Origin of the sequence: Streptomyces sp. 378 (genome assembly GCF_030124145.1) — a bacterium.
GTDB lineage: Bacteria > Actinomycetota > Actinomycetes > Streptomycetales > Streptomycetaceae > Streptomyces.
Genome location: NZ_JASKMS010000022.1, coordinates 97,948 through 110,881 on the forward strand (window position 1 = coordinate 97,948; position 12,934 = coordinate 110,881).

A 12,934-nucleotide genomic window follows, 5' to 3' on the forward strand; every position below is an offset into this window, starting at 1 on the left:
ACCAGAGGCAACCGCCCGTTCACCGGCCTGTGCCGGGCTGGCTCGTCGTCGGACGCGAGGTGTCAGCGCTCTTCTTCGGCAGTCGCGGGAGCGGACGTGAGCCGCTCCGTCTCGTCCTGTATCTCAGCGGCGATCTTCTTGAGTTCCGGCTCGAACTTGCGACCGTGGTGGGCGCAGAAGAGCAGTTCGCCGCCGCTGACCAGGACGACGCGCAGGTACGCCTGGGCGCCGCAGCGGTCGCAGCGATCAGCGGCCGTCAGCTGGCTCGCGGGGGTCAGAACAGTAGTCACGTCGCCTCTTCTCTAGCTCGACGAGCTGTCGTACCAGGGTCAACATCCAACCAGCCCCAAAACGTTCCCGCTCGTGGCTTTTCCTCGAAAGAATCTTTGCGAGGCGGCTGTCTGCTGCCGGTTGGCGGCGAATGTGCCGTATTGCGTGTCTATGTGTCTTACGGGGCTTCGCGTCGTATCGGTGGTCGGTCCTCCCGGCTGGGTTGCCGGTTGTTCATGAGGACGTGCCCGGAGCCTAAATGGTTCATGCCTGGAAGGGAACGTGATGTGTACTTCACTCCATCGAGGGATCGAACGTACATGCGAGTGTGGACTAGTGTGAGTTTCCGACGAGGGTGGCGTTACAACGGCTCTACCAGGCCTCGGTACCCTCTCACCGGTGACTGAAGCCGCGCCCTTACCCATGAGGGCCCCATCTGAAATTCAGCGAGGAGCGAACCGCGTGACCGCCGAGACGTCCGTGCCGTCCACAGCTCTGCTGGCAGGAGCAGACCGGGACGGTTCCAACTACACCGCGCGGCACCTGCTCGTCCTCGAGGGGCTCGAGGCCGTACGCAAGCGCCCGGGTATGTACATCGGGTCGACCGACAGCCGTGGCTTGGTGCACTGCGTCTGGGAGATCATCGACAACTCCGTCGACGAGGCCCTGGGCGGGTACTGCGACCACATCGAGGTGATCCTCCACGACGACGGCTCGGTCGAGGTCCGGGACAACGGCCGGGGCATCCCGATCGACGTCGAGCCCAAGACCGGTCTCTCCGGTGTCGAGGTCGTGATGACCAAGCTGCACGCGGGCGGCAAGTTCGGCGGCGGCTCCTATGCCGCCTCCGGCGGTCTGCACGGCGTCGGCGCCTCCGTGGTGAACGCCCTGTCCGCCCGACTCGACGTCGAGGTGGACCGGAACGGGCACACCCACGCCATCAGCTTCCGGCGCGGTGCCCCCGGCGCCTTCGCCGGTAACGGCCCCGAGGCCAAGTTCGAGGCCAAGAGCGGCCTGCGCAAGGCCAAGAAGATCCCGAAGAACCGCACCGGCACCCGCGTGCGGTACTGGGCCGATCGCCAGATCTTCCTCAAGGACGCCAAGCTCAACCTGGACACGCTGCACCAGCGCGCCCGCCAGACCGCGTTTCTGGTGCCCGGCCTGACCATCGTCGTGCGCGACGAGTACGGGCTCGGCGAGGGCGGCAGCAAGGGCGAGGAATCCTTCCGCTTCGACGGTGGCATCAGCGAGTTCTGCGAGTACCTGGCGAACGACAAGCCGGTCTGCGACGTCCTCCGCTTCTCCGGGCAGGGCACCTTCAAGGAGACCGTCCCCGTCCTCGACGACCACGGGCAGATGACGCCCACCGAGGTCACCCGCGAGCTCGGCGTCGACGTCGCGCTGCGCTGGGGGACGGGTTACGACACGACGCTCCGGTCGTTCGTCAACATCATCGCCACGCCCAAGGGCGGCACCCACGTCGCGGGCTTCGAGCAGGCCGTCGCCAAGACGATGAACGAGGTGCTGCGCGCCAAGAAGATGCTGCGCGTCGCCGAGGACGACATCGTCAAGGACGACGCCCTGGAGGGCCTGACCGCGGTGGTCACCGTGCGTCTCGCCGAGCCGCAGTTCGAGGGGCAGACCAAGGAGGTCCTCGGGACCTCGGCGGCCCGCCGCATCGTGAACAACGTGGTCACGAAGGAACTCAAGGCGTTCCTGACGTCCACGAAGCGGGACGCCGCCCAGCAGGCCCGCGTCGTCATGGAGAAGGCCGTCGCCGCGGCCCGTACGCGCATCGCCGCCCGGCAGCACAAGGACGCGCAGCGCCGCAAGACGGCCCTGGAGTCGTCCTCGCTGCCCGCCAAGCTCGCCGACTGCCGCAGCGACGACGTCGACCGCAGCGAGCTGTTCATCGTCGAGGGCGACTCCGCGCTCGGCACGGCCAAGCTCGCCCGGAACTCCGAGTTCCAGGCGCTGCTGCCGATCCGCGGCAAGATCCTCAACGTGCAGAAGTCCTCCGTGACGGACATGCTGAAGAACGTCGAGTGCGGTGCGATCATCCAGGTCATAGGAGCCGGCTCGGGCCGGACCTTCGACATCGACACCGCCCGCTACGGCAAGATCATCATGATGACCGACGCCGACGTCGACGGCTCCCACATCCGCACCCTGCTGCTGACGTTGTTCCACCGCTACATGCGGCCCATGGTCGAGGCGGGCCGGGTCTTCGCGGCGGTGCCTCCGCTGCACCGCATCGAGATCGTCCAGCCGAAGAAGGGCCAGGACAAGTACGTCTACACCTACTCGGACCGTGAACTGCGCGACACGCTCATGGAGTTCCAGAGCAAGGGCATTCGCTACAAGGACTCGATCCAGCGTTACAAGGGTCTCGGTGAGATGGACGCCGACCAGCTGGCCGAGACGACGATGGACCCGCGCCACCGCACCCTGCGCCGCATCAACCTGTCCGACCTGGAGGCGGCCGAGCAGGTCTTCGACCTGCTGATGGGCAACGACGTGGCGCCGCGCAAGGAGTTCATCTCCAACTCGGCGGCGACGCTCGACCGGTCGCGGATCGACGCGTAGCCGTCAGCACCAGCGGCTGCTCGGTCGCCGCCCGGTGCGGTGACATCAGCCGGGCCAGGGCGCATGTGTCCGGCGGGTTGTGGTCGGGGACGGCCGGGGCGTGTGCGTCCCGGCCGTCGTCCGTGACGCTCCGGTGTGCGTGCGGCGCTGCAGGAGACCGATCGGCGGCACTGCTCGCCCGGGGCTGCTCCGGAGACCGCATCGACAACCTCTTGACCAAGAAGAGGCCACGGACCGTGCACGGGCGGTGCGTTACGCCCACGCGGCGGGAGTGTGCGGCCACCAGCGGGTCGGTCACCTGATGGAGTGAAGAGCGAGGGGAAGAAGAGTCGGGGACCTTCCCGTTCTGCCCATCCTTGGGCATGCAGCCAAGCAAGGGCCGTCCCCGCGGCGGCGGGGCCGGTCGGGAGAGTTGGGCCGACCCCCTCGACGGTCATGACCCGGTCCAGGCCGAGGAGGCCGGACAGCCGACGTACGAGGATCCCTGGTACGACGCCCTCGCCTCCGGCTGGGGCGAGTCGGCCGATGCCGGGGTGCCCGCCCCGGTGGTGCTTCCGTCGGCGCGGGCGGAGGGCGACACGGGGGCCGCGGCGGCCGATGTGTATCTGGAAGTGCAGCGCAGTGCGGCCTTCCAGGAGGTGAGGAGGCGTTACCGGAGGTTCGTGGTGCCGGCGTGCACGGCCTTCTTCGCCTGGTACGTGGGCTTCGTCGTGGCTGCCACGACGGCGCCGGAGCTGATGGCGCGGCCCGTGGCGGGAGCGGTGAACGTCGCGATGGTCGCGGGGCTCGGGCAGTTCCTGTCCACGTTCCTGCTCACCTGGGCATACGCACGGCACGCGCGGCTGCGCAGGGACCGTGCGGCGCTCGAACTGCGCTGGGACACACAGGAACTGACGCGTGGCGTGAACGGGGGTGGGTCGTGACGGGGGAACACCAGACGCTGGCGCTGCTCCTCTTCAGCGTGTTCGTCGCGGTCACGCTGGGAATCACGACGTGGGTCAGCCGCAACCGGCGTGGCTCGGCGGAGGAGTTCTATGCGGGTGGGCGGCTCTTCTCGCCCATGGAGAATGGTTTTGCCATCGCGGGCGACTACATGTCGGCCGCCTCCTTCCTCGGGGTCACCGGGCTCATCGCGTTGTTCGGCTACGACGGGCTGCTGTATGTCGTCGGATTCCTCGTGGCGTGGCTGGTGGTGCTGTTCTTGGTCGCCGAACTGGTCCGCAACTGCGGACGGTTCACGCTCGCCGATGTCGTGGCGGCGCGGATGAGGGAACGGCCGGTGCGGATCGCGGCGGGGACGTCCTCGGTCACCGTGTCCGTTCTGTATCTGGTGGCGCAGATGGTCGGCGCGGGCAGCCTGGTGGCGCTGCTGCTCGGAGGCACGAGCGACGCGGCGCGCGCCTGGACGGTCATCGGGGTCGGCGCGCTCATGGTGATCTACGTGTCGTTGGGAGGGATGCGGGCGACCACCTGGATCCAGATCGTCAAGGCCGTCCTGCTGCTCGGCGGCACCGTCGTGCTGACGGTGCTCGTCCTGCTGCGCTTCCACGGCGACGTGGACCGGCTGCTGCTCACGGCGGCCGAGCGGAGCGGGCACGGGGCGGCGTTCCTGGCGCCCGGACTGAAGTACGGCGGGGACTGGACCGCCCGTTTCGACTTCATCAGCCTGGGGCTGGCTCTGGTACTGGGTACGGCCGGGCTGCCGCACATCCTGTCCCGCTTCTACACGGTGCCCACCGCGCGCGCCGCCCGCAGGTCGGTCGTGTGGGCCGTCGGGCTCATCGGCGGCTTCTACCTGATGACGATCGTGCTCGGGTTCGGTGCGGCCGCCATCCTGGGGCCGGACGCGATACGGGGGTCGAACGCGGCGGGGAACACGGCGGTTCCGCTGCTGGCGCTCGATCTGGGCGGCGGGGCGGGATCCACCGGGGGGACGGTGCTCTTCGCGATCGTCGCCGCGGTCGCCTTCGCCACGATTCTCGCGGTGGTCGCCGGCATCACGCTCGCGTCCTCGGCGTCCGTGGCCCACGACCTGTACGCGTCCCTGCGGCGCCGGGGCGGGAAGCCGCGCAGTGAGGTGGCCGTGGCCCGCGTGGCGGCCGTCGGGGTCGGTGCGGTGGCGATCGCGCTGGGCCTGCTGGCGCGGGATCTCAACGTGGCGTTCCTGGTGGGCCTGGCCTTCGCCGTCGCCGCGTCGGCGAACCTGCCGGTGCTGCTGTACTCCCTGTTCTGGCGCGGCTTCACCACCCGGGGCGCTGTGTGGGCCGTCTACGGCGGTCTGGTCCCGGCCGTGGTCCTCGTGGTGCTGTCCCCGGTGGTCTCGGGCAGCCCCGACGCGCTCTTCCCGGGCATCGACCTCCAGTACTTCCCCCTGCAGAACCCGGGCCTGGTTTCCATCCCGCTCGGCTTCCTCGCGGGCTGGCTGGGCACCGTCACCTCGACGGAGGTCCCGGACGAGGCCAAGCACGCGGAGACCGAGGTGCGGTCGCTGACCGGGGCGGGAGCGGCGTAGGGTCGGTGCCGTCGGTCCACGAGCGGGACGGCCACCGTCTCCGAGGTCGCGCGGAGACCGGCGGACGGACGTCCTACCCGCGGGTCGCCCAGACGTAGCGGTGTTCCGGGCGGCCCGCGTCGCCGTACCTGAGGGTCAGCCTGGCCCGCCCCGTGCGTTCCAGGAGCTTCAGATAGCGCTGCGCGGTCTGGCGGCTCACCCCGGTCCGCTCTGCGATCTCCAGGGCGGACAGCGGCCCGTCCGCGCTCATCAGGGACTGGCGGACCAGCTCAGCGGTGGTGGGGGAGTGGCCTTTGGGCAAGTCGGGTTCCGAAGACGCCGACAGGGCCCCGAAGATGCGGTCCACCTCGGCCTGCTCGGCCTCCCCGCCGCCGTCGAGGGTGCGGCGCAGCTCCGCATAGGCCTCCAGCTTGGCGCGCAGGCCGGCGAAGGCGAACGGCTTGACCAGGTACTGCAGCGCGCCCTGCCGCATCGCCGCCTGCACAGTGGACACGTCCCGGGCCGCCGTCACCATGATCACGTCGGCCTGGTGGCCGCGCCGACGCATCTCCTGGACGACCGCCAGCCCTGTGGCGTCCGGCAGATGGTGGTCCAGGAGCACCAGGTCCAGCCGCGGCGACGTCTCCATCAGGCTCAGCGCTTCCGCGGCGCTGTGGGCCTCCCCGGCCACATGGAAGCCCGGCACCTTCTCGACGTAGGCGGCGTTGACCCGCGCCACCCTTGTGTCGTCGTCCACGACCAGGACCTCGATCAACACGACTCCTCCTCGGCGTTCTGCGGAGCTGACGGCACGGTCAGCGCGGCCGGTCCCGGGCCCGGCTCGGTCAGCGCCTCGGGCAGGACGACGGTGAACTCCGCGCCCCCACCGTGCGCGTCCCCGACGGTCGCGCTGCCACCCTGCCGCTCGGCCAGCCTGCGCACCAGGGAGAGTCCGATACCCCGCTCCCGATGGGCCGGAGGCTCCTTCGTGGACCAACCCGTGGTGAAGATCAACTCCCGGTGCTCCGGTGGGATCCCGGGCCCCGTATCACGCACCCTGAGGATCGCCGTACGGCCCTCGGAGCGCAGTTCGACCTCCACGCGCGCGTGCGGCCTGCCGGCGACGGCGTCGAGCGCGTTGTCGACCAGGTTCCCCACCACGGTGACGAGCCCCTGCGGGTCGACCAGCCGGTCGGGCAGCCGGGTCCGGTCCGACACCCACAGGGCGACACCCCGCTCGGCCGCGACGGTCGCCTTGCCGACGAGCAGGGCGGCGAGCAGCGGGTCCTCGATCCGCTCGGTGACCTGTTCCGCGGTGGCCCGGTGGTCACCGACCACCTCGCCGACGAACTCGACGGCGTCGTCGTACATCTCCAGCTCGAGCAGGCCCAGAAGCGTGTGCATGCGGTTGGCGTGCTCGTGGTCCTGGGCGCGCAGGGCGTCGATCAGACCGCGGGTGGAGTCCAGTTCACGGCCCAGCTGCTCCAGCTCGGTGCGGTCGCGCAGGGTGGCCACCGCACCGCCGTCGTCGGTGGGCATGCGGTTGGCGACCAGCACCCGCTGTCCACGCACGGTGAGCAGATCGGTGCCGGTGACGCGTCCGGCCAGCACATCGGCCGTACGGCCCGCGCCGAGCGCCTCGTCGGGGGAGCGGCCCACCACCGTTTCGCCGAGTCCCAGCAGCCGCTGTGCCTCGTCGTTCACGAGGCGGATGCGGCCGGTGCGGTCCAGGGCGACGACACCTTCGCGGATGCCGTGCAGCATCGCCTCGCGTTCCGCCAGCAGCGCCGCGATGTCCGAGAAGGCCAGGTCCCGCGTCTGGCGCTGGACCCGCCGGGAGATGAGCCACGCGGCCAGCGCGCCCACAGCCAGGGCGCCGCCGGCGTAGGCGAACAGTCCCGGGATCGCGTGGATCAAGCGGGCCCGGACGTTGTCGTAGGCGATGCCGACCGAGACCGCGCCGACCACGGTGCCGTCGCTGTCGCGCAGCGGCACCTTGCCCCGGGCGGAGCGCCCCAGGGTGCCGCTGTCGATCTCCATGACCTCCTCGCCGGCCAGGACCCGGCCGGGGTCGGTCGAGACGATGCCGCCGATCTGCCTGCGGTCCGTGTGCGACCAACGCACGCCCCGCCAGTCCATCACCACGACGTACTCGGCCTTGGTGGCCTTCCTGATCCGCTCCGCCTCCTTCTGCACCGGGCCGTTCGGCGACGGCGGAGTGTCCCGGACCTCTTCAGCCAGCCCGGGCTGCTGCGCCGTCGTCTGCGCGATCGCGAGCGCGCGGCGCATCGCCTGGTCGTCCAGCTGCTTGCTGAGGGGCGCGAGGAACAGCCCGGTCGCGAGGACCGCGACTCCCGCGGCGATCGCCACCTGCATCAGCAGCACCTGCGAGAACACCCGCCGGGGCAGGCCGAGGCGCAGGCGGCGTGCGGGGGGAGTGCGGCTCATACCCCAGACGGTACGTGCGGCCGACCGGCTGCCGTAGACGGGTGTGGCGTGGATCTCCGAATTCAATGTCCGCGCAGGCGTGATCGATGTCCGCACAGGGTGATCAATGCGCGGGGGGTGTGATCAATGTCCGGAGCGGCGGCGACGACACCGGGCGAGGCGTCCGTGCCGGACGGTCGCGCCGCCCGGAGAGGCAGCCGGGCGGTCAGCCGGCCAGCGCCGTCGTCATCCTCACCTCGCGCACCGCCACCACGTCCATCCGCGCAGGTGAGCCCAGGACGGACGCCCCGCAGCTCTCCGGGCGGGGCGGGAGCGCCGCGCCTTGGGCCACGTCGACCTGCCAGCGGCGGCCGTCGGCATGGGCGACGGTCACCTCCCAGCCGGATCCCGTGCCGGCGGTCCGGACGACGCTCAGCGCCTCGGCGGTGTACTCGCCGGTCGCGGTGCGCACGGCCAGTTCGGCCGCCTGACCGGGCCGTTCCCAGGCCGAACTGCCCCGGCAGCCCTCCACGACGATCCGCCCCTCCCGCGCGCCGTGCAGGACCTCCTTGAGGGAGTGCGCCTCGGCCCGGCCGTAGGCGTATCCGTACGGCAGCACGAGCACCGTCGGGGAGAAGCGGTGACCACCCAGATGGGTGACCTCCCAGACGCCCTCGACTCCGGACGTCGCCAGTTCGGCCGCGAGGGGCCGGCCGAGGAGGGCGCAACAGCGGTCGCGCTTGCCGTTGGTGCAGACGAGGGCGAGCGGGGCGCCGTCGTGGGCCCGACCGCCGAGCCGCGCGTCGAAGACGCGGTGGTCGCCCCGGCCGAGTGCGGCGAAGTCGAGATCGAGCAGGTCGGCGGGGTCCGAGGTCGAGGCGCTGCGCAGCCACACGTTGCCCGGGACCACGTGGGCGGCGTACACCCGGCGGGTGGCGGGCATGCGGCGGTCCGCGTGGCGCCCGGGGCGGCGGATGAGCGCGATCCGGACGCCCGTGTCCTTCGAGGCCGCCTCCAGGGCACGCCCCAGAGCGGGGTCCAGGTGGCTCGAAGTGAGCGCCTTGGCACCCCACGGACCGGACTGTTCCAGCAACAGCCAGGTCCTCGCGGTGGCGGCGGTTCCCGAAACGGGCTCGTCGGTGTCCCGGGAGACGCTTGAGCACGTACTCACAGAGGTGAGCCTAACCTGACTTCGGCCACAGCGACTTCCGGCCCCGCACTGCTCTACTCCGGCAGTGGCTGTGGCGGCTTCGGACCTGCGTAGAGACCGCTCGGACGCATCCGCAGCGGGCGTTCGCCGTACTCCTCCAGCGCGTGGGCGATCCAGCCCGCTGCCCGGGCCACGGCGAAGATGGTCTCGCCCGCGGCCGGGTCCATGCCGCAGGACGCGGTGAGGACGGCGAGCGCCAGGTCCACGTTGGCGTGCAGGGGCGCGTGGCGAGCCGCGGTCTCGACGATGTCGCGCGCCGCGAGAAGGGCGGGTTCCGCGCGCGGGATCTGCTCCAGGAGGGCGAACAGGGCACGCGCGCGTGGGTCCTCGCCGGGGTAGAGCCGGTGGCCGAGGCCCGGGATGCGACGGCCGGCGCGCAGTTCGCCCGCGATCACGGGTGCCGGGTTGCCCTGGTCGAGGACGTCGTGCAGCAGCCGGTGGGCGAGCCCGCTGGCCGCGCCGTGCAGCGGGCCCTCGGTCACGCCGAGCCCGGCGGAGACCGCCGCGTAGGGGTGGGCACGGGCCGACGCGGCGACGCGCACCGCGAGCGTCGACGCGGCCAGGTCGTGATCGACCAGGAGGGCGAGGGCGGTGTCCAGGGCGCGCAGGGACGCCTCGTCCGGGTGCTGGTGCACCGACAGCCTCGTCCACAGGCGGTGGGCCAGGGGGCCTTCGTCGCGGCGGTGGTGTCCCGCCGGCGGGAGAGCGGCCACGAGCGTGGGGATGAGGGTGCGCGCGGTGCCGAGCACGGCGTCCTCGGACAGGTCGAACCGCAGCGGGTCGGCGGTCGCGGCGGCAATCGTCGCGACCCGCAACTGGTCGGTCGGGGCGGCGTGCTCGGGCAGTGCGTCGACGGCACGGCGGGCGACGGTGACGGAGGCGGCGGGCGCGGTGAAGGTGCTTCCCGGCCGCATCCGGCCGGTCCACAGCCACTCGGCCACTTCCTCGTAGGTGTGCCGGGTGGCCAGGTCGACCGCGTCGACGCCGCGGAAGTAGTAGCGGTCGCTCTCGATGAGCGTGATGCGGGTGCGTACGGACAGGTCGCCGCCGGAGCCGGATCCGCCCGCGTTCTCCCGGCGGTTGCGCCGGGCGAGCGCCTCGACCTCCCCGGCGTCGAAGGTGCTGCCCCGGCCGCCGCTCACCCGTCGGCTGCTGAGCTGGCCGCGGCTCACGTACGCGTAGACGGTCTCCGGCTTCACGCCGAGCAGCTCGGCGGCCTCCTTGGTGCTCAGTCGCCGTTCCGCGTCCCTGGGGGCGGGTGCTTGATCGCGCATGGGGGTCACCGTATCCGTCGGTGGTCCATTGACTGAAGCATTGATTTAATCAATATTGACACGCGTTAAGTCAATCATGGACAGTCAAATCAAGTCGAAGGAGGAAGTCATGTCCGACAACAGGTCAGCGACCACTCGTGTCGAAGTACCTCGGGGACTCGCCGGTGTGGTGGTCACCGATACCCGGATCGGTGATGTCCGCGGCCTGGAGGGCTTCTACCACTATCGGCAGTACTCGGCCGTCGACCTCGCCCGGACCCGCAGCTTCGAGGACGTCTGGCACCTGCTCGTGCACGGCGAACTACCGGACGCCGCACAGGGCGCGGCCTTCACGGCCGAGACCGCCGCGCTGCGGCGGTTGCCGGACGAAGTGCGGGCGGCGCTGCCGGCCATCGCGGCGGCCGGCGGGCATTCCGGCCCGCTCGCGGGGATGCGCACGGCACTGTCGCTGCTGGGCGCGGCGAAGGGGTTCCGTCCCGTGTACGACATCGACCCCGGCCGGCGGCGGCAGGACGCGATCGAGGCGGCGGCGGCCGTGCCCACGCTCCTCACCGCGCTGCACCGGCTGGGCGAAGGGCTCGAACCGGTGGAGCCGCGCGAGGATCTGTCCTACGCGGCGAACTACCTGTACATGCTGACGGGTGAGGTACCGGCCGAGCGGCACGCACGGGCGATGGAGCATTACCTCATCTCAACCATTGATCACGGATTCAATGCGTCAACCTTCACGGCCAGGGTCATCGCCTCGACGGGCGCGGACGTGGCGGCGTGCCTCGCCGGCGCCGTGGCGGCGCTGTCGGGGCCGTTGCACGGGGGCGCGCCCAGCCGTGCGCTGGACACCCTCGACGCCATCGGCACCCCGGACCGCATCGACTCCTGGGTGCGTCAGCGGGTACTGGGCGGTGAGCGCATCATGGGCTTCGGGCACGCGATCTACCGCACGGAGGACCCGCGGTCCCGGATGCTGCGCGAGGTCGCGCAAGGATTCGGTGGACCGCGGGTGGATTTCGCCGTCGAGGTGGAGCGACACATCGAGGCGATCCTCGCGGAGCTGAAGCCCGGCCGGGAGCTGCACACCAACGTCGAGTACTACGCGGGCGTGGTCATGGAACTCTGCGGCCTGCCCCGCGAGATGTTCACCCCGACCTTCGCCGCCGCCCGGGCGGTGGGCTGGAGCGCCAACATCCTGGAGCAGGCGGAGGACACGAAGATCATCAGGCCGGTGGCACGGTACGTGGGCCCGGAGGCACCGGCGCCGGTACCCGTCTGAGCGGCGACGGCGACGGCGACGGCGGCGGCAGTTACGCAGCGAAGCCGGCGACGGCAGTGACGACAATCGGCAGGCGGCGAAGCCGGCGACGGCGTCGCGGGAGCCTGACAAGGCCCGACAGCGAAAGGTGCCGGGCCTCAGGCGCCGGGCCGGTGGAGGGTCGGCGGGATCAGGCGTCGGGAATGTCTGCCTTCGCGTCGATGAGGGTCCTGCGGGAAACCACGACGATGCGCTCGTAGTCCGCTCTGGACGCGTCGGCGGGGAGCTTCCCGTCCAGTTCTTCGGTGAGGTCCGTGCCGATCACAGCGAACCTGCCGTCGGACAGCTCGAAGATATCGGGGCAGTTGGCACCAGTCGCACTGCCCCGGGCGCTGGGAGGGGTGCCGATCCGACGGATGATGTGGCTCACTGTTCTTGCGTTCCTTCTGATCTCGAGGCGTGTGCGCACTGCGCCTGCGGTGCGATGCGGCCCTGTGGGGCCGCGGCCTCGACAACCGGGCGGCGTGGAGCGGCGGTTCGGCGGTGGTCGACCCGGTTCGCGGGATGCGCAGTAGTCAACCTTGTTGGCACCTGGGGAAACGCGCCGGTTTACGGGTTCGTTACCGCCCAGCCGTGTGATGCGTTCCGGAGAGTGATCCGAGCGGAGCCGTGCTTACGGCCGGAGCGTGGAGCTACTCGCCCGGCGGCTCCCCGACCACCCACCACTCGTCGAGGTCAGTCTCCTCGAGTTGGACGAGGAGGTCGTCGACCATGCGTCCGAGCCCGGCCTCGTCGGAGGTGTCGACGAGAGTCGCCCGGTGCGGGCGGGTGGCGTACCAGTACTCCCGGAAGAGGGGGTTCTGCAGCATGCTGCGGGCGAAGCCGAAGAACTCCTCTCTGGTCATGTTGCCCATGCGGTAGTAGCACAGGGCGTTGGTGTAGAGGGCGTTGGCGAAGAGGAACTGGCGTTGCTTGGCGGGGGAGACGGTGCCGTCGTAGGCGTCGAGCACCTCGGCCAGCTCGGGGTCGTCCATCGCCTTGCTGAGCAACTCCCAGTGCAGGCGCTGCTGGTGCGCGAAGTTGGTCCGGCGCTGCGCCTGCGCGGCCTGTTCCAGGTGCTCGATCCGGGCACGCAAAGCATGGAACGCGGTCCATTGCAGGGTCAGGGCGACGGCGGCACCCGCCGCCAGGCCCATTCCTGCCGAGGCGGTGGCCCTCAGCCCTCGAAACCCAAACTTCTGTGTGGCCATGTCAACCCCCGGTTCAGGCGGCCGTCCGCCGGTCGTCGGGGTGCGGGTCGACGGGAGGGGACCGGCGAGCGGTGGGCGGCGCTTGCCGTCTCCCAGAGTGCCGAGCGGCTCTGATCGGCAGGGAGGCGGAGAGGAGGCGCACGGAGGGAAGCGAGGGTCGCACAAACCGGCGCCATG

General features: G+C 70.8%; 11 protein-coding genes. 4 read left to right on the forward strand and 7 right to left on the reverse strand.

Going from position 1 to position 12,934, the window contains the following annotated elements; translation table 11 throughout:
* Window positions 1–62 precede the first annotated feature (62 nt).
* A complete protein-coding gene (locus QNO09_RS26890) occupies window positions 63–290 on the reverse strand; it encodes a DUF7455 domain-containing protein (protein WP_283972830.1) in 228 nt (75 codons plus the stop codon).
* 442 nt (window positions 291–732) lie between these two features.
* Between QNO09_RS26890 and QNO09_RS26895 the strand changes: the two genes are divergently transcribed.
* The 3 genes from QNO09_RS26895 to QNO09_RS26905 all read left to right on the forward strand — a co-directional run bounded on the left by QNO09_RS26895 (window position 733) and on the right by QNO09_RS26905 (window position 5,368).
* The gene (locus QNO09_RS26895) at window positions 733–2,856 is read left to right on the forward strand and encodes a DNA gyrase/topoisomerase IV subunit B (RefSeq protein WP_283972831.1); all 2,124 of its coding nucleotides are present in this window, start codon (window positions 733–735) and stop codon (window positions 2,854–2,856) included.
* A 362-nt stretch (window positions 2,857–3,218) separates the two neighbouring features.
* Window positions 3,219–3,779: a DUF485 domain-containing protein gene (locus QNO09_RS26900; RefSeq protein WP_283972832.1), complete on the forward strand. Its 561-nt coding sequence runs from the start codon at window positions 3,219–3,221 to the stop codon at window positions 3,777–3,779.
* Window positions 3,776–5,368: a monocarboxylic acid transporter gene (locus QNO09_RS26905; RefSeq protein WP_283972833.1), complete on the forward strand. Its 1,593-nt coding sequence runs from the start codon at window positions 3,776–3,778 to the stop codon at window positions 5,366–5,368. The genes QNO09_RS26900 and QNO09_RS26905 overlap by 4 nt, the downstream gene beginning before the upstream one ends.
* A 73-nt stretch (window positions 5,369–5,441) precedes the next feature.
* Here the strand turns inward: QNO09_RS26905 and QNO09_RS26910 are convergent, their stop codons facing one another.
* The 4 genes from QNO09_RS26910 to QNO09_RS26925 form a co-directional block, all read right to left on the reverse strand.
* Window positions 5,442–6,122 carry a response regulator gene (locus tag QNO09_RS26910; RefSeq protein WP_283972876.1) on the reverse strand — a complete coding sequence of 227 codons (681 nt, stop codon included), beginning with the start codon at window positions 6,120–6,122 and terminating at the stop codon, window positions 5,442–5,444.
* On the reverse strand, window positions 6,119–7,795 hold the full coding sequence (locus tag QNO09_RS26915; protein WP_283972834.1) for a sensor histidine kinase: 1,677 nt from the start codon (window positions 7,793–7,795) through the stop codon (window positions 6,119–6,121). Before QNO09_RS26915 ends, QNO09_RS26910 begins: the two co-directional genes overlap by 4 nt.
* A 205-nt stretch (window positions 7,796–8,000) precedes the next feature.
* Window positions 8,001–8,945 carry a ferredoxin family protein gene (locus QNO09_RS26920; protein ID WP_283972835.1) on the reverse strand — a complete coding sequence of 315 codons (945 nt, stop codon included), beginning with the start codon at window positions 8,943–8,945 and terminating at the stop codon, window positions 8,001–8,003.
* A gap of 53 nt (window positions 8,946–8,998) precedes the next feature.
* Window positions 8,999–10,258, reverse strand: coding sequence for a citrate synthase (locus QNO09_RS26925; RefSeq protein WP_283972836.1), 1,260 nt, complete (start codon window positions 10,256–10,258; stop codon window positions 8,999–9,001).
* A 109-nt stretch (window positions 10,259–10,367) separates the two neighbouring features.
* Here QNO09_RS26925 and QNO09_RS26930 point away from each other — a divergent pair, with 109 nt between their 5' ends.
* Window positions 10,368–11,528 (forward strand): citrate synthase/methylcitrate synthase, encoded by a 1,161-nt coding sequence (locus QNO09_RS26930; RefSeq protein WP_283972837.1) that lies wholly within the window; start codon window positions 10,368–10,370, stop codon window positions 11,526–11,528.
* A gap of 169 nt (window positions 11,529–11,697) precedes the next feature.
* On the opposite strand, the gene QNO09_RS26935 is transcribed toward QNO09_RS26930, so the two are convergent.
* Window positions 11,698–11,937, reverse strand: a complete 240-nt coding sequence (locus QNO09_RS26935) for a hypothetical protein (protein WP_283972838.1) — start codon at window positions 11,935–11,937, stop codon at window positions 11,698–11,700.
* 262 nt (window positions 11,938–12,199) lie between these two features.
* Window positions 12,200–12,757, reverse strand: a complete 558-nt coding sequence (locus QNO09_RS26940; protein WP_283972839.1) for a DUF6082 family protein — start codon at window positions 12,755–12,757, stop codon at window positions 12,200–12,202.
* Window positions 12,758–12,934 lie beyond the last annotated feature (177 nt).